Origin of the sequence: Hydrogenophaga sp. UC242_50 (assembly GCF_042697355.1) — a bacterium.
GTDB lineage: Bacteria > Pseudomonadota > Gammaproteobacteria > Burkholderiales > Burkholderiaceae_C > Hydrogenophaga.
In genome coordinates this window covers 2,170,170-2,193,179 of the sequence record NZ_CP170553.1, presented here as the reverse complement: position 1 = coordinate 2,193,179, position 23,010 = coordinate 2,170,170, and the positions used below count along the sequence as shown (strand labels likewise).

Annotated in this window: 22 protein-coding genes, 1 tRNA gene and 2 pseudogenes; 17 read left to right on the top strand and 8 right to left on the bottom strand. The window is 65.0% G+C overall.

Annotated elements, in window-relative coordinates:
• Positions 1 to 9: 9 nt before the first annotated feature.
• The 5 genes and pseudogenes from ACFJGX_RS11230 to ACFJGX_RS11210 all read right to left on the bottom strand — a co-directional run bounded on the left by ACFJGX_RS11230 (position 10) and on the right by ACFJGX_RS11210 (position 8,761).
• Entirely contained in the window at positions 10 to 2,082 is a 2,073-nt protein-coding gene (locus ACFJGX_RS11230; protein WP_382321297.1) for a carbon starvation CstA family protein, read from the bottom strand.
• A 134-nt stretch (positions 2,083 to 2,216) separates the two neighbouring features.
• On the bottom strand, positions 2,217 to 2,843 hold the full coding sequence (locus tag ACFJGX_RS11225; protein WP_382321299.1) for a response regulator: 627 nt from the start codon (positions 2,841 to 2,843) through the stop codon (positions 2,217 to 2,219).
• Positions 2,840 to 4,165, bottom strand: coding sequence for a cache domain-containing protein (locus tag ACFJGX_RS11220; RefSeq protein WP_382328388.1), 1,326 nt, complete (start codon positions 4,163 to 4,165; stop codon positions 2,840 to 2,842). Before ACFJGX_RS11220 ends, ACFJGX_RS11225 begins: the two co-directional genes overlap by 4 nt.
• A 52-nt stretch (positions 4,166 to 4,217) precedes the next feature.
• Positions 4,218 to 5,231: a response regulator gene (locus ACFJGX_RS11215; protein ID WP_382321301.1), complete on the bottom strand. Its 1,014-nt coding sequence runs from the start codon at positions 5,229 to 5,231 to the stop codon at positions 4,218 to 4,220.
• A pseudogene (locus ACFJGX_RS11210) lies at positions 5,215 to 8,761 on the bottom strand (ATP-binding protein). Before ACFJGX_RS11210 ends, ACFJGX_RS11215 begins: the two are co-directional and overlap by 17 nt.
• Before the next feature lie 116 nt (positions 8,762 to 8,877).
• Here ACFJGX_RS11210 and ACFJGX_RS11205 point away from each other — a divergent pair.
• From ACFJGX_RS11205 to ACFJGX_RS11125, 17 genes and pseudogenes are all read left to right on the top strand, one after another.
• Positions 8,878 to 9,180, top strand: coding sequence for an urease subunit gamma (locus ACFJGX_RS11205; protein WP_382155722.1), 303 nt, complete (start codon positions 8,878 to 8,880; stop codon positions 9,178 to 9,180).
• A 25-nt stretch (positions 9,181 to 9,205) separates the two neighbouring features.
• Positions 9,206 to 9,793: a HupE/UreJ family protein gene (locus ACFJGX_RS11200; RefSeq protein WP_382155719.1), complete on the top strand. Its 588-nt coding sequence runs from the start codon at positions 9,206 to 9,208 to the stop codon at positions 9,791 to 9,793.
• Positions 9,794 to 9,797: 4 nt separating this feature from the next.
• Positions 9,798 to 10,103 carry an urease subunit beta gene (locus tag ACFJGX_RS11195; protein ID WP_297399432.1) on the top strand — a complete coding sequence of 102 codons (306 nt, stop codon included), beginning with the start codon at positions 9,798 to 9,800 and terminating at the stop codon, positions 10,101 to 10,103.
• Between the two features lie 10 nt (positions 10,104 to 10,113).
• Positions 10,114 to 11,832, top strand: coding sequence for an urease subunit alpha (ureC, locus tag ACFJGX_RS11190; RefSeq protein WP_382321305.1), 1,719 nt, complete (start codon positions 10,114 to 10,116; stop codon positions 11,830 to 11,832).
• A gap of 8 nt (positions 11,833 to 11,840) precedes the next feature.
• Positions 11,841 to 12,389 (top strand): annotated as a pseudogene (ureE, locus tag ACFJGX_RS11185) (urease accessory protein UreE); the annotation flags it as partial.
• A complete protein-coding gene (locus tag ACFJGX_RS11180; protein WP_382321307.1) occupies positions 12,379 to 13,101 on the top strand; it encodes an urease accessory protein UreF in 723 nt (240 codons plus the stop codon). The pseudogene ureE and the gene ACFJGX_RS11180, both read left to right, overlap by 11 nt.
• A 30-nt stretch (positions 13,102 to 13,131) precedes the next feature.
• Positions 13,132 to 13,812, top strand: coding sequence for an urease accessory protein UreG (gene ureG, locus ACFJGX_RS11175; protein ID WP_382321310.1), 681 nt, complete (start codon positions 13,132 to 13,134; stop codon positions 13,810 to 13,812).
• Between the two features lie 42 nt (positions 13,813 to 13,854).
• Positions 13,855 to 13,942: transfer RNA gene (locus tag ACFJGX_RS11170), tRNA-Ser, on the top strand.
• A 721-nt stretch (positions 13,943 to 14,663) separates the two neighbouring features.
• Positions 14,664 to 15,464 (top strand): hypothetical protein, encoded by an 801-nt coding sequence (locus ACFJGX_RS11165; RefSeq protein ID WP_382321312.1) that lies wholly within the window; start codon positions 14,664 to 14,666, stop codon positions 15,462 to 15,464.
• Positions 15,465 to 15,614: 150 nt separating this feature from the next.
• Complete coding sequence (locus tag ACFJGX_RS11160) at positions 15,615 to 16,124, top strand: hypothetical protein (protein ID WP_382321315.1); 510 nt, start codon at positions 15,615 to 15,617, stop codon at positions 16,122 to 16,124.
• Entirely contained in the window at positions 16,124 to 16,543 is a 420-nt protein-coding gene (locus ACFJGX_RS11155; RefSeq protein ID WP_382328386.1) for a thermonuclease family protein, read from the top strand. The genes ACFJGX_RS11160 and ACFJGX_RS11155 overlap by 1 nt, the downstream gene beginning before the upstream one ends.
• Complete coding sequence (locus ACFJGX_RS11150) at positions 16,543 to 17,250, top strand: zeta toxin family protein (RefSeq protein ID WP_382321318.1); 708 nt, start codon at positions 16,543 to 16,545, stop codon at positions 17,248 to 17,250. The genes ACFJGX_RS11155 and ACFJGX_RS11150 overlap by 1 nt, the downstream gene beginning before the upstream one ends.
• A gap of 7 nt (positions 17,251 to 17,257) precedes the next feature.
• The gene (locus ACFJGX_RS11145; RefSeq protein WP_382321321.1) at positions 17,258 to 17,446 is read left to right on the top strand and encodes a hypothetical protein; all 189 of its coding nucleotides are present in this window, start codon (positions 17,258 to 17,260) and stop codon (positions 17,444 to 17,446) included.
• Between the two features lie 687 nt (positions 17,447 to 18,133).
• Positions 18,134 to 18,415 carry a hypothetical protein gene (locus ACFJGX_RS11140; RefSeq protein WP_382321323.1) on the top strand — a complete coding sequence of 94 codons (282 nt, stop codon included), beginning with the start codon at positions 18,134 to 18,136 and terminating at the stop codon, positions 18,413 to 18,415.
• A gap of 87 nt (positions 18,416 to 18,502) precedes the next feature.
• The gene (locus ACFJGX_RS11135; RefSeq protein ID WP_382321325.1) at positions 18,503 to 18,727 is read left to right on the top strand and encodes a DUF2188 domain-containing protein; all 225 of its coding nucleotides are present in this window, start codon (positions 18,503 to 18,505) and stop codon (positions 18,725 to 18,727) included.
• Positions 18,728 to 18,731: 4 nt separating this feature from the next.
• The gene (locus ACFJGX_RS11130; RefSeq protein WP_382328384.1) at positions 18,732 to 19,658 is read left to right on the top strand and encodes a Ku protein; all 927 of its coding nucleotides are present in this window, start codon (positions 18,732 to 18,734) and stop codon (positions 19,656 to 19,658) included.
• Between the two features lie 25 nt (positions 19,659 to 19,683).
• A complete protein-coding gene (locus ACFJGX_RS11125; protein WP_382321328.1) occupies positions 19,684 to 20,607 on the top strand; it encodes an SOS response-associated peptidase family protein in 924 nt (307 codons plus the stop codon).
• 118 nt (positions 20,608 to 20,725) lie between these two features.
• Here ACFJGX_RS11125 and ACFJGX_RS11120 read toward each other — a convergent pair whose 3' ends face one another.
• From ACFJGX_RS11120 to ACFJGX_RS11110, 3 genes are all read right to left on the bottom strand, one after another.
• Positions 20,726 to 21,394, bottom strand: coding sequence for a hypothetical protein (locus tag ACFJGX_RS11120; protein WP_382321330.1), 669 nt, complete (start codon positions 21,392 to 21,394; stop codon positions 20,726 to 20,728).
• Entirely contained in the window at positions 21,391 to 21,981 is a 591-nt protein-coding gene (locus tag ACFJGX_RS11115) for a hypothetical protein (RefSeq protein WP_382321331.1), read from the bottom strand. Before ACFJGX_RS11115 ends, ACFJGX_RS11120 begins: the two co-directional genes overlap by 4 nt.
• Before the next feature lie 316 nt (positions 21,982 to 22,297).
• Entirely contained in the window at positions 22,298 to 22,765 is a 468-nt protein-coding gene (locus tag ACFJGX_RS11110) for an SET domain-containing protein (protein ID WP_382321333.1), read from the bottom strand.
• Between the last annotated feature and the right edge of the window lie 245 nt (positions 22,766 to 23,010).

The following is a 23,010-nucleotide window of genomic DNA, read 5'->3' as shown; positions in this document are numbered from 1 at the left end:
GCGGAGGGATCAGCCACCAACGCTGGCGCCGGCCGGCAGCGCTTCGTAGGGGGTTTCGGCCACGCTCGGCTTGCGCTCGGCGCGGGCCTTGAGCACGCTCTTCACGCTGTAGAACAGCACGCTGAGCACCACGAACATGAACAGCGCGCACAACACGGCGTCCAGGCGGTTGTTGAAGACGATGCGCGACATGGCCTCGGGCGTCTTGGCCGGCGCCAGCAGCACGCCGTTCTGCAGCGCCTCGGCGTAGCGGCTGGCGTTGGAGAGGAAGCCCACCTTCACGTCGGCCGAGAAGATCTTGAGCCAGCCCGCGGTGAGCGTGCAGACCAGCAGCACGATCGCCGGCACGATGGTGACCCAGGCGTAGCGGTCCTTCTTCATCTTGAACAGCACCACGGTGCCCAACATCAGCGCCACGGCGGCGAGCATCTGGTTGGCGATGCCGAACAGCGGCCACAGCGTGTTGATGCCGCCCAGCGGATCGACCACGCCCTGGTACAGGAAGTAGCCCCAGGCCGCCACGCACAGGCCGGTGGCGATCAGGTTGGCGGGCAGCGAGTCGGTGCGCTTGAGCGCGGGCACGAAGCTGCCCATCAGGTCCTGCAGCATGAAGCGGCCGGCGCGCGTGCCGGCGTCCACGGCGGTCAGGATGAACAGGGCTTCGAACAGGATGGCGAAGTGGTACCAGAAAGCCATCATGGTCTGGCCGCCCACCACCTGGTGCAGGATGTGCGCCATGCCCACGGCCAGCGTGGGCGCGCCACCGGCGCGCGCCAGGATGGTGTTCTCACCCACGTCCTTGGCGGTCTGCACCAGCATCTCGGGCGTGATCACGAAGCCCCAGGTGGAGAGCGTCTGCGCCACCGCTTCGGGCGTGCTGCCCACCAGGGCGGCCGGGCTGTTCATCGCGAAGTAGATGCCGGGCTCGATGCACGAGGCTGCCACCAGCGCCATCACGGCGACGAAGGATTCGGCCAGCATGCCGCCGTAGCCGATGAAGCGCGCGTTGACTTCGTTGTCCAGCATCTTGGGCGTGGTGCCCGAGGAGATCAGCGCGTGGAAGCCCGAGACCGCGCCGCAGGCGATGGTGATGAACAGGAAGGGGAACAGGTTGCCCGACCAGACCGGGCCGTCGCCGGCCGCGAACTGCGTGACCGCCGGCATCTGCAGCGGCGGCGCGACGACGACGATGCCGATGGCCAGCGCGACGATGGTGCCGATCTTGAGGAAGGTGGAGAGGTAGTCGCGCGGCGCCAGCAGCAGCCACACGGGAATGGAAGCGGCGACGAAGCCGTAGCCGATCAGCATCCAGGTCAGGGCCTTGCCGTCGTAGGTGAACAGCGGCGCCCAGGTCGGGCTCTCGTGCACCCACTGGCCGCCCACGATGGCCAGCATCAGCAGCACGAAGCCGATGATGGAGACTTCGCCGATGCGACCGGGCCGGATGAAGCGCAGGTACACGCCCATGAACAGCGCCACCGGAATGGTGGCCGCCACGGTGAAGGTGCCCCAGGGCGATTCGGCCAGGGCCTTCACCACGATCAGCGCCAGCACCGCGAGGATGATGATCATGATCATGAAGGCGCCGAACAGCGCGATCAGGCCCGGCACGGTGCCCATTTCCTGCTTGATCAGGTCGCCCAGCGAGCGGCCGTCGCGGCGCGTGGAGATGAACAGCACGATGAAGTCCTGCACCGCGCCGGCGAAGACCACGCCGGCCAGGATCCACAGCAGGCCGGGCAGGTAGCCCATCTGCGCGGCCAGCACCGGGCCCACCAGCGGGCCGGCGCCGGCGATGGCGGCGAAGTGGTGGCCGTACAGCACGTACTTGTGCGTGGGCACGTAGTCCAGGCCATCGTTGTGGCGCCAGGCTGGCGTCATGCGCGTGGCGTCCAGGCCGAGCACCTTGGTGGCCAGAAACAGGCTGTAGTAGCGGTAGGCGATCAGGTAGACGCAGACCGAAGCGACCACCACCCAGAGGGCGCTGACGGCTTCACCCCGTCCCAGCGCCACGGCCGCGAGCGCGAAAGCGCCCAGCACGGCCACGAAAAACCACCCCAGGTGGCGACCCAGTCCAGACATGCTTGTCTCCTCTTGTGCCGCGACCTCGCCGATTCGGGCCGCCGTGCGACGGGCAGTATCGGCAACCGGGCGCACGCGCACATCCGTTGCACCGCGCGCCGGACCGCGTGGCACCACTTAGGTGGAAACCCGTATCAGGGGATTTCGCGGGCGTGCTCGACGGCGTACTTGATCAGTTCCGCCTGGCCCTCCAGGCCCAGCTTGCGCTTGATGCTCTGGCGGTGCGTTTCCACCGTGCGCACGCTCAGGTCCAGCGCCTTGGCGATCTGTTTGCTCGACTCGCCCCGGCCCAGCGCGCTCAGGATCTGGCTCTCGCGCGGCGTGAGCAGCGGGCGCGGCGCGGGCTGGCGGAACAGCCGGCTCGAGACCCCGGGGCTGAGAAAGGTGCCACCGGCCACCACGGCCTCGATGGCGGCCACGATTTCGCCGGCCGGCGCGTCCTTGAGCACGTAACCCCGCGCGCCGGCCTGCAGCGCGCGCTGCACGTACTCGGGGTTGTCGTACATGCTGAACATCAGCACGCGCAGGCCGGGCCAACGCGCCAGCATGGCCTGCGCCAGGTCGATGCCGTTGCCGTCCTTCAGGCCCACGTCCTGCAGCACCACGTCCACCGCCAGGCCGTCGAGCAGGCGCATGGCCTCGGCGGCATGGCCGGCCTCGCCCACCACCACCAGTTGCGCCACGCTCGAGAGGCGCGCGCGCAGGCCCTCGCGCACCATGGGGTGGTCGTCGACCAGAAGGATGCGGATGGTGTCGTTCATGTCGATGCTTCTATCTGGGTGCCGTGGCCGGGCTCGGCCTGGATGCTCAGCCGCCCGCCGATCGCGGCCAGGCGCTCGCGCATGTTGCGCAAGCCAATGCCTCGCTCGGGGTGCAGGTGCACGGCCGCGCTGTCGAAGCCCCGGCCGTCGTCGGTGACGCTCATGCGCACGGTGCCGCCCGGTCCGAAGGCCAGCACCAGCTCCACCTGCCTGGCCTGCGCGTGTTTGGCGACGTTGGTCAGGCTCTCCTGCGCCACGCGGAAGAGCGCGGTCTTCACCTCGTCGGGCAGTTCGCGCTCGGCGCCTTCGATGCGCACCGCCACCGGCAAGCCGCTGGCGTCCTCGAACTCCTGGCCCAGGTGCTGCAGCGCGGCGGGCAGGCCCAGGGTGTCGAGCAGCGCCGGGCGCAGGCGGTGCGAGAGGCGGCGCACCTCCACCAGGGTGTGGTTGAGCCCCTGCAGCGCCTTGGCCAATGGCGCGGGATCGCGCGTGCCGGCCCCGGCTTCCACCAGCAGCTTGGTGGACACCAGGGTCTGGCTGATGCCGTCGTGCAACTCGCGCGCGAGGTGGGCGCGTTCGTCCTCCTGCGACTGCTGCACCTGCCGCGCCAGCAGGCGCAGCTTGTTCTCGGCCACGCGGTGCTCGCTCAGGTTCAGCGCCAGGCCGCTGGCGCTGATGAGCGCGATGCCGAACACCGCGATGCCGGCGATCCACAGCAGCGTGGTGGCGATGTTGCGGTTGGCCTCGCCCTCGATGCGCGTGAGCGTGGCCTGGATGCCGTCCAGGTACAGGCCGGTGCCCAGCATCCAGCCCCAGCGCTCGTAGGCGATCACATAACCGAGCTTGGGCGTGTCCTGCCCGCTGGAAGGCTGGCGCCACAGGTAGTCCACGAAGCCGCCACCGGCGCGCGCCTGGGCGATCAGGCGCTGGATGGTGGGCCGGCCCTGCGGGTCGCGCAGCTCCCACAGGTTCTGCCCCACCAGCTCGGGCTGGCGCGAGTGCATGAGCACGCGGCCCTGCAGGTCGTAGACGAAGAAATAACCGTCGCGGCCGTAGTCCAGCGAGGCCAGCAGGCGCAGCGCCTGCTCGCGGTCCGCCGCCTCGTTGCCGCCCCGGTCGTACAGCGGCTGCACGGTGCTGGCCGCCAGGGCCACGTAGTTGCGCAGCTCGGCGCGCCGCGCCTCCAGGTAGGTGCGCTCCACCAGGGCGTATTCGCGCCTGGCCAGATCGCGCTCCTGGTGCTGCACGGCCAGCGCGATGAGCACGAGCGAGGCCAGCAGCGGCAGGATGGCCAGCAGGAGGATCTTGGTTCGCAGTCGCATCGGGAAGGAAGGGACGCCGTGGCGCCATTCTGCGCCGAACCAGCGGGCGGGCTCAGCCGCCGTGTTGGGGTTGCAATTGCGGCACGCGGTTGATCGCCATGGCGGCGGCGGCCGTGCGCGTCTCCACCCCCAGCTTGGCGTGTATGCGCTCCAGGTGTTTCTTCACCGTGGCCGGGCTGGCACCCAGGATGTCGCCGATGTCGCGGTTGATCTTGCCCTTGACCACCCAGTACAGCACCTCGGCCTCGCGCGCGGTGAGGCCGAAGGCGGCGGCCAGGCCGGAGAGCACGCTGGCGTCCGAGGTTTCCTGCATCACGATGAGCCAGTCGCCGCCCTCGCCGTTGACCTCATCGCCCACGCACTGGTGCAGGCGGAAGGTGAGGCGGCGCGGGCCGTTCTCCAGCGTGAGGCGCGGCGGCTCGCGCTGCGCCAGCGCCTCGCCGAGGTGGCGGCGCAGCCACTGCAGCACGGCCGGTGGCGTGGTCGGCGCCTCGGTGCCGCAGTGGTGGCGCAGCAGGTCGCGCGCCAGCGGCGTCTGCCACATCAGGCGGCCGTCGCGCTCGCGCACGGTGATGGTGGCGTAGCCGAAGGCGTCGAGCGCGTTGCGCGCCTGGCTGCGCTCCACCGCGCCCTGGCGCGCGTGGCGCGCGCTGCGCAGGTGCACGCCCATGCGCGCCATCACCTCGCGCGGCTTGATCGGTTTGGTCACGTAGTCGGCGCCGCCCGCGTCGAGCGCGGCCACCAGGTGCTCGGTGTCGGTCAGGCCCGTCATGAAAATGATGGGGATGTGCGCCGTGGCCGGCTGCGCCTTGAGCCGGCGCGCGACCTCGAAGCCGTCCAGCCCGGGCATCACGGCGTCGAGCAGCACCACGTCGGGCAGGGCCTGGGTGGCGCGGCGGATGGCGCTTTCGCCATCCAGCGCCACGAGCACGGTGTAGCCCGCCTCGTCCAGCGCGTCGTGCAGGGGCGCCACGTTGTCGGGCACGTCGTCGACGATGAGCACCACCAGCGCGTCCGTGAGCGGCCGCGCGGTCGATGGCGCCAGGGTTTCAACCGGGTGCGACATGGTGTTGCAGCAGTTGCTGTTCGATGGTTTCAAAACGGAATTCGCGCGCCAGCGTGCGCAGGCCCTGCGCGAACGCGGCCTGCTCGGGGCGGCGCTGCACCCACTCGTCCAGCCATTGCACGATGCCCTTGTAGTAGCCCAGGCGCACCAGTTCCAGCAGGGGTTCGAGTTCGTCCCTCGTCGCGGGCGCCGCGGCGGCCACCGGCGCCCCGGCGCGCTCGGGCGAGGCTTCGGTGATCCAGGCCAGCGACAGGCGCTGGCCGAGCCAGCCCAGCAGGTCCTCGCGCCGCACCGGCTTGACGAAGAAGTCCTGCGGGCGGTGGCCGAGGTCGTTCTCCAGTCCCTTGTCGAAGGCGTTGGCCGAGACGATGGCCATCGGCACCGCACCCCAGCCGCGCGCGCGCAGGCGGCGCAGCGTCTCCCAGCCGTCGATGCCGGGCATCGCCAGGTCCATGAAGACCGCGTGCGGCGCGCCGGGCTCGCCGGGCTGCAGGCCGTCGAGCAGGGCCAGTGCGTCGTGGCCGCTGGTGGCGAGCATCACCTCGAAACCCAGGGGCGCGAGCCAGCGCGCGAGCAGTTCGCGGTCCGCCTCTTCGTTGTCCACCACCAGCACGCGGCGGCGCGCGCCCTGGTAGCCGGCGTGTTGCGGCACCGCGGTGGGCGCGGGCAGCTGCACGCCGTGCAGCTCGGGCAGGAACAGGCGCACGGTGAACACCGAGCCCTGGCCCGGGGTGCTGCGCACCGTCATCTCGCCGCCCATGAGGTCGGCGAGCATCTTGGCGATGGTCAGGCCCAGGCCGGTGCCGGTGGCCGCGCCGTGGGCGGCCGCCTCGCCCTGCCCGCGCGCGAAGGGCTCGAACACGCGGTCCAGGTCCTGCGGGTTCATGCCGGGCCCGGTGTCGTGCACCTCGAACTGCGCCATCTCGCGCGCGTGCGCGACCCGCAGCCGCACCTCGCCGCTGCGGGTGAACTTCACCGCGTTGCCCAGCAGGTTGATGAGGATCTGGCGCAGGCGCTTCTCGTCGGCGCGCACGGTGTCGGGCAGGCGGCTGCCGGTGTCGAACGAGAAGCGCAGGCCCTTGGCCGCCGCCTGCAGCTCGAACATGCTGGCGACCTCGCGCATGGCGTCGGCAAACGCCATGGGCCGCACGTCGAGCGCGAGCTTGCCGGACTCGATGCGCGCGATGTCCAGCGTGCCTTCGATCAGCGAGAGCAGGTGCTCGCCGCCGCGGTGGATCACGCGGATGGCCTGCGCGCGGTGCGGCGCCACGCCGGTGTCCTCCTGCAGCAGCTGCGCGTAACCCAGGATGCTGTTGAGCGGCGTGCGCAGCTCGTGGCTGATGGTGGAGATGTAGCGCGTCTTGGCCTGGTTGGCCTGCTCGGCCGCGCGGCGCGCCTGCTGCAGCGCCTCGTCGGTGCGCTGGTGCGACTCGATCTCCTGCATCAGCAGGCGCGTCTGCCGGTTGGATTCTTCCTGCGCCACCTCACGGCTCTTGTGCGCGAGCACCAGCCACCAGGCCACGGTGGCGGCGATGAGCAGCAGCACCGCGTACACGCGCACGAAGCCCGAGCGCAGCGCGGCGTCGAGCAGCGAGGTGTTGGCCGCCACGCCCAGGCCCTGGGCCAGGCCTTCCACCTCCTGCCGGTAGAGCAGGCCCAGCACGGCCGCGAGCACCGGCGCCACGATCATCATGAGCAGCAGGTAGTGCGCCAGGCCCGCTTCCAGGTAAGGCCACACGCGGCGCGGCAGCACGCGGCGCAGGGCGCCCATCCACTGCTCGGAGAGGCGCGCGTGCGGCTTGCAGAGGTCGCCGCAGCGCGCGTCGAGCGTGCAGCACAGCGAACAGATGTGGCCCTGGTACGCAGGACAGTGCGCCATGTCCGGCGCTTCGTACTCGCGTTCACAGATCACACAGGTTTGGACAACACCCCCCGCGCCGCCTGCGGCGTCACCCCCCTGAAGGGGGGCCGCACTGGCGGCCTGGCGGAGCCAGATCCGCGGTGCGCCTGGCGGCACCTCTCCACCGCTTCTGGCGATGTAGTAACGCCCCTGGGTCAACCACGCGATCACCGGTGCGGTGATGAGCGCCGTCACCATCGCGATCACCGCCGAGAACGCCTGCGCCGTTGGCCCCAGCAGGCCCATGTGGGCCACGATGGACAGCGCCGAGGCCAGGCCCATGGCGCCCACGCCGACAGGGTTGATGTCGTACAGGTAGGCGCGCTTGAACTCGATGCCCTTGGGCGACCAGCCCAGCGGCTTGTTGATCACGAGATCGGCGACCACCGCCATGATCCAGGCGATGGCGATGTTGGAGTACAGGCCCAGCACCTCGCCCAGCGCCTGGAACACGTTCATCTCCATCAGCATGAAGGCGATCAGCGTGTTGAACACCACCCACACCACGCGGCCCGGGTGGCTGTGCGTGATGCGCGAGAAAAAATTGCTCCAAGCCAGCGAGCCCGCGTAGGCGTTGGTGACGTTGATCTTGAGCTGCGAGACCACCACGAACAGCGCCGTGGCCGCCACCGCCCAGCCGTAGTCGGCGAACACGAACTCGTAGGCCGCGAGGTACATCTGGTTGGGGTCCACCGCGCGCTCGGGCGGCACCATGTGGCTGATGGCCAAGTAGGCCAGCAGCGCGCCGCCCAGCATCTTGACCACGCCCAGCACCACCCAGCCGGGCCCCCCGGCGAGCACGCCCAGCCACCAGCGCAGCGCGTGGCCGGGCTCCTTCGCGGGCATGAAGCGCAGGTAGTCGGCCTGCTCGCCCATCTGCGTGATGAGCGCGATGCCCACCGTGAGCGCCGCACCAAACAGGTGCCAGTCGAACACCGCGCCCGCACCAGATTCGCCCCCGTACCGCACCACGTTGGTGAAGGTCTCGGGCGCCATCCAGGCCACCGCCCCAAAAGGCACCACCATCATCACGACCCACAGCGGCTGGGTCCAGACCTGGAAGCGGCTGATGACCGAGACGCCGTGCGTCACGAGGGGGATGACCACCAGCGCGCAGATCAGGTAGCCCCAGGCGGGCGGGATGTCGAGCGCGAGTTCGAGCGCGTAGGCCATCACCGCCGCTTCGAGCGCGAAGAAGATGAAGGTGAAGGACGCGTAGATCAGCGAGGTGATGGTCGAGCCGATGTAGCCGAAGCCCGCGCCGCGCGTGAGCAGGTCCATGTCCACCCCATGGCGCGCGGCGTAGACGCTGATGGGCAGGCCGCCCAGGAAGATGATGAGGCCGGTGCAGAGGATGGCCAGCGCGGCGTTGACGAAGCCGTACTGCACCAGCAGCGTGGCACCCACGGCCTCGAGGATCAGGAAGGAGGCGGCACCGAACGCGGTGTTGCGCCACCCGCCACTCGCTCCATTTGCGGAAACGCTGCGGCGTGTAGCGCAGCGCGTAGTCCTCCATGGTCTCGCTGCCGACCCAGCTGTTGTAGTCGCGGCGCACCTTGATGATGCGCTGCGGCGCGTCCTGCCCGGCCGGCGGCGGGGCGCTGGCGGGCGGGGAAGGCGGTGGGGGCACGGCGGGGTTCACACCGGGATTTCGCAGCTTTCATGCCACGCCGGGCCTGGGGCACGGGAATTGCTGATTCCAGGGCAACTTGTATGCTCAGGCTCCCTTGACGATCGCGCACCACCATGGAACTCACGCCCCGAGAGAAAGACAAGCTGCTGATCTTCACCGCCGCCTTGCTGGCCGAGCGGCGCAAGGCGCGCGGCCTCAAGCTCAACTACCCCGAATCGGTGGCGCTGATCAGCGCGGCCGTGATGGAGGGCGCGCGCGACGGCAAGACCGTGGCTCAGCTGATGAGCGAAGGCCGCAGCGTGCTCACCCGCGCCGACGTGATGGACGGCATCGCCGAGATGATCCCGGACATCCAGGTGGAAGCCACCTTCCCCGACGGCACCAAACTCGTCACGGTGCACCAGCCGATCGTGTGACCCCATTCAGGATTCAGGAGACCCCATGACTTTCGCCTTCTTCCTCAAGCGCGCCCTGCCCGCCCTCACCCTCGCCGCCCTGTCGTTCTCCGCCGCCGCCCATGTGGGCGATGCGCACGACCACGGCGGTTTCCTCACCGGTTTCCTGCACCCCATCACCGGGCTGGACCACCTCGCCGCCATGCTGGCCGTGGGCGTGTGGAGCGCCATGACCACGAAACGCCTGTGGGTCGCACCGGTGTCGTTCGCCGCCCTGCTGCTGGCCGGCGCGCTGATGGCGCAGGCGGGCGTGGCCTTCCCCGCCATCGAGCCGATGATCGCGGCCTCCATGCTGGTGGTGGGCCTGCTGCTGGCCGCGCAGGTGAAACTGCCCGAGGCGGCGGGCGCGGTGCTGGTGGGGGCCTTCGCGCTGTTCCACGGCGCGGCGCACGGACAGGAGCTGGCCGATGGCGCGGCCCTGGCCGGCATGGTGCTGGGCACGGCCGTGCTGCACGCGGTGGGCATCGGCATGGGCCTGGGCCTGAAGCGCGCCAACCACTGGCTGCCGCGCGTGGCCGGCGGCGTGGTGGCGCTGATGGGCCTGAACATGGGCTGGTCCCTGCTGGCGGGCTGAAGCCATGATCCCCGGCGAACTCTTCACCGACGCGGGCGAGCACCCGCTCAACCCCGGCCGGCGCACGATCACCCTGGTGGTGAAGAACGGCGCCGACCGCCCGATCCAGGTCGGCTCGCACTACCACTTCGCCGAGACCAACGGCGCGCTCGACTTCGACCGCGCCGCCGCGCGCGGCATGCGGCTGAACATCGCCAGCGGCACCGCCGTGCGGTTCGAGCCCGGCCAGCAGCGCACCGTCGAGCTGGTGGACTACGCGGGCGACCGCATCGTGTACGGCTTTCGTGGCCTGACCCAAAGCGCCCTCTGAAAGACAGCCCATGGCAAGCATCCCCCGCAGCGCCTATGCCGACATGTTCGGCCCCACCGTCGGCGACCGCCTGCGCCTGGCCGACACCGGCCTGGTGATCGAGATCGAGAAGGACTACACCCTGGCCGCCGGTGGTTACGGGGAGGAAGTGAAGTTCGGCGGCGGCAAGACCATCCGCGACGGCATGGCGCAAAGCCTGCGCACCCGCGCCGAAGGGTCGGTGGACACGGTGATGACCAACGCGGTGATCATCGACCACTGGGGCATCGTCAAGGCCGACATCGGCTTGAAGGGCGGGCGCATCGTCGCCATCGGCAAGGCCGGCAACCCCGACACCCAGCCCGGCGTGGACATCGTCATCGGCCCGGGCACCGAGGTCATCAGCTGCGAAGGCCACATCGTCACGGCCGGCGGCATCGACAGCCACATCCACTTCATCTGCCCGCAGCAGGTGGACGAGGCGCTGACCTCGGGCGTGACCACCATGCTCGGCGGCGGCACCGGCCCGGCCACCGGCACCTTCGCCACCACCTGCACGCCCGGCCCCTGGCACATCGAGCGCATGCTGCAGGCCGCCGACGGCCTGCCCATGAACCTGGGCTTCCTGGGCAAGGGCAACGCCAGCCTGCCCGCCGCGCTGCACGAGCAGGTGGACGCGGGCGTGATCGGCCTCAAGCTGCACGAGGACTGGGGCACCACCCCCGCGGCCATCGACACCTGCCTGAGCGTGGCCGAAGAGGCCGACGTGCAGGTCGCGATCCACAGCGACACGCTCAACGAATCGGGCTTCGTGGAAAACACCATCGCGGCCACCAAGGGCCGCAGCCTGTGCGCCTTCCACACCGAAGGCGCCGGCGGCGGCCACGCGCCGGACATCCTGCGCGTGGTCGGCGAGGCCAACTTCCTGCCCTCGTCCACCAACCCGACCATGCCCTACACCGTCAACACGCTGGACGAGCACGTGGACATGCTCATGGTCTGCCACCACCTGGACGCGGGCATCGCCGAGGACCTGGCCTTCGCCGAGAGCCGCATCCGCCGCGAGACCATCGCGGCCGAGGACATCCTGCACGACCTGGGCGCCATCAGCATGATGAGCAGCGACAGCCAGGCCATGGGCCGCGTGGGCGAGGTCATCATCCGCACCTGGCAGACGGCCGACAAGATGAAGAGCCAGCGCGGCACGCTGCCCGAAGACAGCTCTCGGCACGACAACTTCCGCGTCAAGCGCTACATCGCCAAGTACACGATCAACCCGGCCATCGCGCACGGCATCGCGCACATCGTCGGCTCGCTGGAAGTGGGCAAGTGGGCCGACCTGGTGGTGTGGAAGCCCGCCTTCTTCGGCGTGAAGCCGGCGCTGGTGCTCAAGGGCGGCAGCATCGCGCTGGCCGCCATGGGCGACCCCAACGCCTCCATCCCCACGCCGCAGCCGGTGCACTACCGGCCCATGTTCGGCAGCTTCGGCGGTGCCACCGCGAAGAGCAGCCTGACCTTCGTCTCGCAGGCCGGCCTCAAGGCCGGCGTCGGCGAACGCTACGGCCTGCAGAAGACCCTGTCGGCCGTGCACGGCGTGCGGGGCGTGACCAAGGCCCACATGGTGCACAACGCCCTGCTGCCGAAGATGGAGATCGACCCGCAGACCTACGCGGTGCGTGCCGACGGCGTGCTGCTCACCTGCGAACCCGCCACGCGCCTGCCGATGGCGCAGCGCTACTTCCTGTTTTGAGCGCCGCGATGCTGCAAGTCTCCAAGCTCATCCCCCAAGGCCAGGGCCTCGCCAAGCCGCTGGTGCAGCGCGCGGCACAGCTGGTGCTGGACTGGGACATCCGCCAGAAAAGCCGTTTCGACGCCACCACGACCGACGAGCGCCACGTGGGCGTGTTCCTGCCGCGCGGCACCGTGGTGCGCGGTGGCGACGTGCTGCTCACGAAGGACGGTTCGCTGCTGCGCGTGGTCGCCGCGCCGCAGCCGGTGCTGCGCATCACCGCCTGCCCCGACCACCCCGCGCAGGACCAGGCTTTCGACCTGATGCGCGCGGCCTACCACCTGGGCAACCGGCACGTGCCGATCGAGCTGCGGCCCGACCACCTCAAGATCGAACCCGACCACGTGCTGGCCGACATGCTGCGCGCCATGCACCTTACCGTGGTGGAGGCGCGCGAGCCCTTCGAGCCCGAGGGCGGTGCCTATGGCGCCCAGGGCGCGGGCCACGCCGGCCATGCCCACGGGCACGGCCATCACCACAGCCACAGCCACGATCACCACCACGGACATGACCACGGCTGACGCGGGCCACCCGGTGCCCGAGCGCTCCGCCGCCAGTCTGCTGCAGATCCTGTGGCTGGCCTCGCCCGCGCTGCCCGTGGGCGGCTTCTCCTATTCCGAGGGCCTGGAGGCCGCCGTGGACGCGGGCCTGGTGCACGACGAAGCCAGCGCGGCCGCCTGGCTCACCGACCAGCTGCACCTGGGCCTGGCACGCAGCGACCTCGCGGTGGCGGCCCAGGCCATCCCCGCCTGGCGCAAGCAGGATCTGCCTCGCGTGCGCGCGCTGAATCACTGGGTCCTGCAGACCCGCGAAACGCTGGAGTTCCGCCTGCAGACCGAGCAGATGGGGCGCTCGCTGCTCGAGTGGGCGCGACAGCTCGGCGAGCTGGGCGCGGGCGTGTTCGAGCAGTTGCAAGCCGCCGACCTGAACCCACCCACCTACCCGGTGGCCTGCGCCTGTGCCGCCGCGAGCGCGCAGGCCAGCGTGCGCGACAGCCTGGTGGGCTATGCCTTCGGCTGGGCCGAGAACCTGGTGCAGGCCGCCATCAAATCGGTGCCGCTCGGCCAGAGCTCGGGCCAGCGCATGCTCGCTCGGCTGGCGCAACAGATTCCCGACGCGGTGGACCACGCCCTGGCCCTGAGCGACGACGCCCGACAGGCCTTCAGCCCCATGCTCGCGATTCTTTCCGCGCGCCACGAAACGCAATACTCTCGCCTCTTCCGCTCCTGAGCACGCGCCCCCCCACACAAGGAGACCGCCATGACCACCGCCCTGCACCACATCCCCCGCCGCACCAAGACCCTGCCCCCCTTGCGCGTGGGCATCGGCGGCCCCGTCGGTTCGGGCAAGACCACGCTGCTGGAAATGCTCTGCAAGGCCATGCGCGGGCGCTACGACCTGATCGCCATCACCAACGACATCTACACCAAGGAAGACCAGCGCCTGCTCACCGTGAGCGGCGCGCTGCCGGCCGAACGCATCATGGGCGTGGAAACCGGGGGCTGCCCGCACACCGCGATCCGGGAAGACGCCTCGATCAACCTCGAAGCCATCGACCGCATGCTGGACCAGTTCCCCAACGCCGACGTGGTGTTCATCGAAAGCGGCGGCGACAACCTGGCCGCCACCTTCAGCCCCGAACTCAGCGACCTCACGATCTACGTGATCGACGTGGCCGCGGGCGAAAAGATCCCGCGCAAGGGCGGCCCCGGCATCACCAAGAGCGACCTCTTCGTCATCAACAAGACCGACCTGGCGCCCCACGTGGGCGCCGACCTGGAGGTGATGAAGGCGGACACCGCGCGCATGCGCCCGGATGCCGCGCGCCGCCCCTGGGTGATGACCAACCTCAAGACCCTGACGGGTGTGGACGAGGTGGTGCGCTTCATCGAGACCCGGGGCATGCTGCGCAGCGAAGCCCGGGAGCCCGTGCCGGCCTGAAACACCGGCGCAGGCTAAAATCCCACCCTTGTCATCGCTCCCGGAGACTTGGGTGAGCGGTTTAAACCAGCAGTCTTGAAAACTGCCGACCCGCAAGGGTCCGTGAGTTCGAATCTCACAGTCTCCGCCAAACTCCTAGTGTTTATGCGGCTTCCAGAGGGGTCTCAGAATAAACGCACCATCACAGGTGCCATCCCGCGCGAGACTTAGCGAGATGACCTGATTGTTGTTACCGCACTACTGGGGGGGTACAAGCTTCCCGCCCAATCGCTCGCGATCGAATACCTGACTGTGCCTAGCAGCCCGCCTCACGCGGGCTTTTTTACGTGCATGCTCCATCGCGAGTCGAGTGCTCAGTGATTTGCTTCATCGATGCTAAGGTGAGCGCTGTCAACAACTGCCATCGGAGCTCTGACGCCATGTCTCCCTACGCGCCACGCATTTTCCTTCCCTTGTTGGTCGTTGCAGTCTTGGCTGGCTGTGGCGGGAACGGCTCCGGTACAGCGCCACCCGCCACTCCAACAAATTACAGCGTTGCGGGGGAAGTCAACGGACTAGCGGGCAATCTGGTTCTTCAAAACAATGCGAGTGATGACTTGACCTTGACCGCGAGCGGCCCTTTCAGTTTCCCTCTTCATTTGTCACACGGTTCTACATACCGGGTGACCGTGGCCGCAGATCCCGCCTTTCAGCGCTGCGATGTAACGAATGGGCAAGGGCCAATAACTAGCGACGTGAGCAACGTGACAGTCGCATGTGCGGACAGTGTGCTGGTAAGCACCTTCGCAAGCACCCCAACGCCAAGCGGCGGCGCGTTCGACGCAAGTGGCAATCTTTGGGTGACTGATGTCATGAACAACATCGTGCGCAGCATCTCGCCATCTGGAGTGGTGAGCATCGTCACCACGAGTATTGCAGGCCCGGCCGGAGTCAGCAACGTGTCGGGACAGATGTTTGTCGCTGGAAGCGGTGAAAACCGGGTGTATCGAGTCGAGCCAGACGGCACATTGCACGTGTTTGCTGGGAGTGGCGCTTCCGCGTCAACAAACGGCGTTGGCGTGGCAGCATCGTTCAACCGACCCTTCGGCCTAGCGAGCGACGCTGCTGGGAACCTGTATGTGTCCGAAGTTCAAGGCAATTTCATCCGCAAAATCTCTGTCGGGGGACTCGTTACGACATTGGCTGGAAATGGCGTCGCGGGGTTCTCAGACGGTCTAGACAGCACGGCGAGCTTCAATCAACCGAGTGGTCTTGCGGTCGATTCAGGTGGCAATGTCTTGGTCGCTGACTTGCTCAACAACCGCATTCGCACAATTAGTCAAAATGGTCTCGTATCGACTCTGGCAGGAAGTGGTGCGGCAGGATCTGCAAACGGCTCCCGCCATGCGGCCAGCTTCAATGGACCGCACGATCTAGATGTTGGATCTGATGGGGCGGTATACGTGGCAGATGAAGGTGGCAACACCATTCGACGCGTCTTGCCGAATGGCGACGTCTCCACGCTCGCCGGAACTGGCGCATTAGGTTCGACGGATGGCGCCGGTAATGTCGCCTCCTTCAACCAACCATTGGGCGTTGTCATCGATGCGCTGGGTCAGATCTTCGTGATGGACTGGGGCTCAAACGCAGTTCGCAAGATCGTTCGAAACTGACTGAGCCGGTCTGAAGCACTATGGCCTCATGCGAGGGAGCGGCTAAGTGCAAACGGCTAGATGCGTGATGGACTTCTCGTCCAACCTGCCGTGAGAAGAGACAGAATCTAAATTCTCTGTTGCAAGGGTTGAACGAGCTAGGAGGGATGAATGAACAAGAATCTCTGGTCTGCAGCCGCTGTGCTTGGCGCGCTTCTCCAAAGCAATGCCGCTACCGCACAAAACGGTTGGAGTCACGGCATCACAAATGGTCGCGACGCTGTGTATGCCGCAACCATCAACGATAGCGGAGCGGTCTTAGGTCAATACTGCTTCTTTGAAGATGAGTCCTGTTACTGGATACTCGCCAACAACATCGGCTGCGAAGAAGGCGAGATTTATCCAGCCCTCACCAGTTCTGAAATCACTTCAAGCAGCATCGAAATGGTCTGCGGCGGAAAGCTAAGCGAGGGTAAGACTCGCTACTTCCTGAAGCCGTTTGACACCATCGAAAAGATTTCTCAGGGCTCGAAGTACATCGGCATTGCTATAGCGATGGACGACGGTCAGTTTCGTGTCAATCGTTTCGACCTCAGGGGCGCGACTGCTGCGATGAAGCGAGCGACCGAGCTGTTCCATAAAACTCCACGTCGTTCGTCAACGAAAGATAGAACCTTGTAGTGTCAGCCGCCCTACTCTGCCTGGTCGTTGCCATCAGCGATGGCGACACTCTTAAGGCCCGATGCGGTGTGCCGGGAGCCTACGAACAGATCACCATCCGAATCAGCGCGATAGACGCCCCTGAGAAGGCCCAGGACTTCGGGAACGTGTCTCGGCAGCACTTGGCGGCTTTGTGCTTCCAGCAGGCCGCCAGGATCGCACCCAAAGGCACCGACCGGTATAAGCGGACGATCGCCGATGTCGAGTGCCGGGGCAAGGATGCAGGCCAGGAGCAGATCCGGGCGGGCCAAGCCTGGTACTACGTGAAGTTCGGCAAGAGGTACGAGCATCTGGCCCAGGTTGAGCAGCAAGCCCGAGACGCAGGGCTCGGGGTGTGGTCTATGAAGGCTGTGCCACCTTGGGAGTGGCGGAGACAATGATGACTGACGAAGAGAAACTGATCAGTGACACTGCACTAGTTTGGGCAAGGGCGAACAAGAAGTCCTTTGCGCGAGCGCTCGCTGACCCCCAAAAATACCCTGGTGAGGCCCAGCCTGTTTCGGTATTCATGGCCGGCTCTCCTGGAGCCGGAAAGACCGAGGTGGCGAAGGCGCTTACGGCGTTGTTCCGAGAGCGCGTCTTGCACATCGACCCAGATGATTTCCGAAGCGCGCTTCCTGGCTACAACGGAAAGAACTCTTGGTTATTTCAGGCAGCTGTAAGCGTGCTTTTGGGCAAAGTCTTGGACTTGGCGTTCGAACAAAAACAGAGCTTTCTGCTGGATGGCACCTTGTCCAACATGAAAACTTCCACGGAAAACGTAGAACGAGCGGTAAAAAAGGGGCGAGAAGTACTTCTTTTGTATGTATATCAGGAACCTTTGCAGGCCTGGAGATTCGTACAAGCTAGAGAGGAAGCCGAAGGTCGGAACATTCCTCCTGCCAGATTTGTTGACCAGTTTTTCGGGGCTCGTGACGTGGTTAACGAACTCAAGGTAAAGTTCGGGCCGTCCGTTCAGGTTGATGTTATCTTCAAAGACATCGACGGAAAGAACCGACGGTTCGAAGCGAACATCTCCGACTTGAACCACGCTGCGCCGATCCCATACTCCCGTGAAGACGTAGAACGCATCGTTACCTCTATCTAGGACCATCATGCTCAAACTCTTCCACAGCCGCCGCACATTGGTCGAAGAGACGCCACTGTCTCACTTTGTGCAAAAAGCTACTGCCGCTGAGAAGCGCAAGATATACAACCAAGTGATCCAGCAAGCATCGGAAGAGCAGCGCGCGCTCATCGAGATCGTGCAGCGCAAGCACAGCAGGAACCAAGCAGCGGCATAGGCCTCCTCTGATCCTGCCGAGCCCGCCTAAGCGCGGGCTTTTTTACGCCCGCTCGATCTTGCGCCAAGCCTCTCTGGCGGCCAGGTCCTTGATCGACGTCTCGCCTCTCATTCTCGGGCTGCACAGGGCGCAACTGCAAGGCGTAGGCGTGTCCACAGCCTGAGCCAGCGCCACGGGCTCCAGGCGCAGATCCCTGCCCCACAGAAAGCGGCGCTTCGTCTTGAGGCGTTCGCGGTGATGAAGTCGGTCTGATCGCATAGGTCGATTCTCTGTCGGTTTGCAGCCCTCCCTTGCACACGTCCTCACAAGTCCATCTTTGCAACGCTGGTGGACATCCTGGGACACTACCGCACGTCGACAAACTGTATGTATGTACAGTATTTCTGTATGATTCCAGACCATGGACTCCCTGCCCGCCGACATCTGGATTGCCGCTTGCGCCCATGTGCTTCAACAGCAGTGGCGCACGGTAGACCCTGGGCAACTTGAGGAGCTTGCGGGAGACTTGTGGCGCGACGAACGCCTGCGCTCCATGACGCCGAGCGATGCGGCCCGGGCTTGGCTTGAGCCAGTCGCCAGCGCCCTGCCTCAACCCTGACGCGCGCAGCCATGCGAGTGACGATGACCATGCTGCGTCGAGCTGGCCGAGCGCTGGGCGCCTCAAGCCAGAAGCCTATGACTGGTGACGTGCACACCAAGAAGTTCAAGGCTGGCGACGCCTGGGTGAAGGTGTTGGCGTTTCAGCAGACCAACTGTGCACCCGGGATGGTTGAGCTATACGACCCAAAGGTGAAGGAATGCACCCAGGGAGAGGCCACGATGGTGCTTGCCGGCGTCGAAAGAGATGAAGACGCCTGGGTTGTGCAGGAATGGAGGATCGAGGTGTCTCCCCATCCTGCTGAAACGCCTGTCGGCAAGGGTTGGCTAAAGCCTGAGCGTCGGCACTCTTCAATGGATCGGGTTGGGTGATCGCCCATACACGGTTGAAACCTCCGTCGTCCTACAGCAATAGCTCGCCCAGGTGTTCACCATGGTTGTCCACCTTCAGGAGGCACCATGCAGAACTACCACATCAAGCCCCATGACGGGCATTGGGACTTAACGAAAGAAGGCGCTGAGCGGGCGTCCATTTCTAAGCCCACCAAGGCCGAGATCATTGCTGCGACCGAGGAGTTCATGGCCGAGCGGACCGGCTCCGTCAAGATCCATCTTGCCAATGGGCGAGTCGAGGAAGAACGCACATACCCCCGCTCTGCTGATCCTCATCGGTCCAAGGGGTAGCAAAGTGCGCACAAAGTCCAAGGTCGCCAGCAAGCCCGACCCCGACGCGGGGAAAGCACCGACTTCTACACGCTCGCTTTGGAAGGGGGCCATCAGCTTCGGCCTGGTGCATGTGCCCATCGCCCTGTTTTCGGCGACCGACGAGAGTGACCTCAACTTCAAGATGATCGACAAGCGCACCATGGACCCCGTGGGTTACAAGCGCATCAACAAGAAGTCGGGCAAGGAAGTCGCCAACACGGACATCGTCAAGGGCATCGAATGGGAAAACGGCCAGTTCGTCTTGCTGACTCCCGAAGAGATCGCGGCCGCCTATCCCAAGACCACCCAGACCATCGAAATCGAGTCGTTCATTCCGATCAACGAGATTCCTTTCGTGTACCTGGAGAAGCCTTACTACACTGCGCCGATCAACAAGGGGGCGAAGGTCTACGCACTGCTTCGTGAGGCGCTGGCAGACACTCGAATGGTTGGTGTCGCGAAAGTCGTCATTGCGAACAAGCAGCACTTGGCGCTGCTGATGCCTTGTGGTCCGGCGCTGGTTTTGAATCTTCTTCGCTGGGGCGGAGAGATTCGTTCTTGGCAGGCCCTGGAACTACCACCTCAAGGCATCAAGGAAGCGGGTATTCGCGAACCGGAGCTGAAAATGGCGAAGGCACTTATTGAGGACATGTTCGCCCACTGGACCCCGGATCAGTTTCGAGATACCTTTCACGAGCAAGTGATGAAGCTCGTGGAGGACAAGGCGAACGCGGGGCACGTCGAACAGGTGGAAAAAATCGCGAGCGACGCCGCCAAGACCAGCAGCAATGTCGTGGACCTCACTGAACTTCTCCTGCGGAGCATGAAGTCGAAAGCGGCAGCGTCCGGTGCGGCCAAAAAGACAACAACTCCAAAAGCTGCACCGACGAAATCACGCAAGGCTGCGTGACTGTGTCGATCGTGAAGGATCTGCAATGTGCTACTCGGCTCAGATCTGGGCGGACTACCGCCGATACAAGCGTGCCTATGGCTCTGAGATCGACATCGCGACATTCGCCGAGCTTTTCTGGTCCCGCTTGAGCGATCCCGCGATCAGCATCCCCAAGGGTGTCGAGGCCTCGTTCGACCACCCCACCAATCCCGATGAACAGCGCATCAAGGGTCTGATCGACCAGCACCGCGCTGCACAGGCGATGGTGATCGAGCAGGACCTTTTCAAGCAGAAGGGCCGCCTGGCCGAGGCGGAGCGCAAGCTGGCCAGCAAGGTGACAAAGGCGGCATCCGAGAGCAAGCGCATTGCGACGGACAAGATCGCCAGGGGCCACAATCGCCTGAAGGATCTCAACCGCTTCGAGCTGCAGCCACGCGACTCGCGGATCTTTCCCGGCCACTATGCCCCGGTGATGATCATGGAAGACGGACGCAAGATGATCCGGCTCATGCGCTACCAATGCCGGCCTGCTGGTAAGCCAGCCTTCTACGATGAGAAGTACCCGGGCACGTACAACGCCCGCAAGACAAGCCTTTCGGGCTTCTGGCGCGGCCAGTTCGGGTACACGCATGGGCTAATGATGGTGGACGTGTTCTACGAGAACGTGGACAGGCCTAGCGGCAACGTCGTGCTGGAGTTCCACCCCGAGCCGGCCCAACCCATGCTGGTAGCTTGCCTGTGGTCCAAGTGGACAGCGCCTGGCCAACCCGACCTGTTGTCGTTCGCAGCGATCACCGATGACCCGCCGCCCGAGGTGGAGGCGGCTGGGCACGACCGCTGCATCGTGTCGATCAAGTCAGAGAATGTTGATCGCTGGCTGCAGCCCAACCCCGAGCGACTCGACGAGCAGATGGCGATCCTTGAGGACCCGGTGAGGCCGTACTACGAACACCGGCTTGCTGCATAGGCGTGACCACTGCCTGAAAAATCACCCGGTAGGCTATTCCCACGAAAGCGCGAAATCCTGTCCAAGGAACAATCCGAGCGTGTCTTCATCGATGTTGCCGCAGATGTTGCACATCGTCCTACTCCGCAGCCGCCGCCTTCTTGCGCCGAGCGTCCAAGAGCGCTTGAATGTCGGCCTCGTGGCCCTGGCTGGCAGTCATGCGTTTGACAATCGCCGTGTTGACGAGGTCTAGTTGACGAAGGGCACCGGAGCGGCCGACCTTCTTGCCCTCTAAGGTGTGCACCAAATACTTGCCATCGTTGAGATCAAGCATGCCAGCCATGGCGGCGCCTGGGTTTCGCTGCATGGCAAGTTGATCCTGTGTGCTGATTTGCTGCACCAGAAACTGCCCGTAGTCACGATGCATCTGCGTTTCCGCGAGCGCCGCATTGACGAGGCTGGAAAGAGCCGCAAGCTCCGCAGTGTCGGCTGCGCTCTGCGCCTGCTTGTTCAATGCAGTCTTCGCATCTGCCAGCTCGGTGCGCTGGATACTCACGGACCGGGCCAGAAGAAGCAGCGCCGCCGTGGCTACAGCCGGATTGAGCACCCCACCGAAATAGTCACCGAACTGCCCCCACTTTTCGACGTCGGGCACGACGGACTTGCCCGCGAAGTGCAACCCATAAAAAATGATGACTAGCGCCACGAGCAGCAGAACGCAGCTGATGATTGCTTTTTCGCTTGGAGGCGGTTCTTTGGACTTTTCGCTCACCACATCGCCCTTTGATTGACTGGATACGCAGCTCATGTTTGCCCACGAAGTTGGTAGAGATTTACGTCTGGCCCCCACATCGGACGGTCAACGAGGAAAGGCTGCCCAATGCGGAAGATTGTTGGATCTGGTGAAAGCCCGCCTTCCGGGCCTTCCTTGCGATAGAAAAATAGCAGGAGTACAAACAGCCCTGCAACCGCATTCAAAGCGTGCTTCAACGAGGCTTCTGGAAAATGAGTGTGCCGGTGGTGCTTCACGTTGTTGTTCGCCTCCCACCACAGAGGCTTGGAGTGCGCTCCCCAGCGCTCCCACGGCTTGAAGGTGAGCCCGAATTTTGGAATCATGACCTCGGCCGTTGTCAGTTGGGGATGCGCCGCCAAAATCACTGACTTGTAGCGGGCTATGCCATCTGCTTTCGCATCTGGGTCAATCTGCTGACATAGTTGCTTAGCAACTACATCTACTTCGGAGGCTGCAGCCATCAGCAGCCGAGCGAGTTCCAGAGAGTAAGAACTGAAATTGGCCTCTGTGGGCTCCAGGTATCGAGCTAAGCGAAGGACATCTTCTTCTAGAGCGAGGAAGAAGTTCCAGTGCTTCGGAGTGGGGGCTTCAAGTATGCCCATACGACCTCAGAACCTTGACGCCCAGTTGCCCAGGTACGCAAGATAAGCTCCCAAGAGAACTCCGACGCCAGTCAAAACAAGTTGACCTGTGGTGGTCGGGATCGGGAACGGTAGCGCGGCAACAATCTTGTCCACATCGATCAGAACACCAGCCCTCTCCTCTAGTCGCTCCATCCTTCGGCTCACGCGCAAGCCCAACAATAAGAGCGACAAGCAAGCGCCTGAAATGAACACCCCGATCTTTATCCAGCACTTGGGGCACGCCAACAAGATGTTCAGAAATGCTTCCATCACCGTCCCCGAGAAGTAGTGAGATTTAGATCGGATCGATGTCACGATCGCTGAACCAGTCGCCACTTGTCGACGTTGGCTCGCCCCGATCGCCGTTGTAGTTGATGGTCAGTTCCTCATGGGCTTCGATGTCGCGCACAGCAACGAATGTTAGGAACTCTGACTTCTCGTCAGCAGCGAAGCGCATGTTCGCTGAGTTGGCATGGTTGTAGATGCTGCCCCAACCGAGCGCTAAGCAATCTACCTGCACGCCGCCAGTGAGATGGCCCCAACAAAACACTCGATCGGCAATGGACGCGGGAAGTTGATAGGTGGGATTGCGTAGAACAAGAACAGGGCAGACCTCCACTGTCTCGCCTTGTAGGATTTTGCGAGATGCAAACACCCCGAGGCCCTTTTTAGTTCCGGTCTCCTTCACATACCCAGCGGACGCCTGGACGTTCAAGGTGCCCGCCGCCACAGTTTTTGTTGAGGTTTGCTCAGCAGCCGCCATAGTTCTTCTTTCCGCTCTTGGTGATGGTGTACGTGCCGCCGCGTGGACCGACGAAGCAAGTCTTGCCACCAGGCGCTGTGTAGCTGGTGTTTGGAGTCGGCGCGAAGTTGTAGGAGTTGGCCGGCGACGACTGCGGCGAAGGGCGATAGGCCGGCTGCGGTGCTACTCCAACTGAGCCAGACTGGGCTCTCTGGTTTGCCGCACGTAAGCACTCAAGCCGCTTAGACGCAGGCTCCAGGGCATTA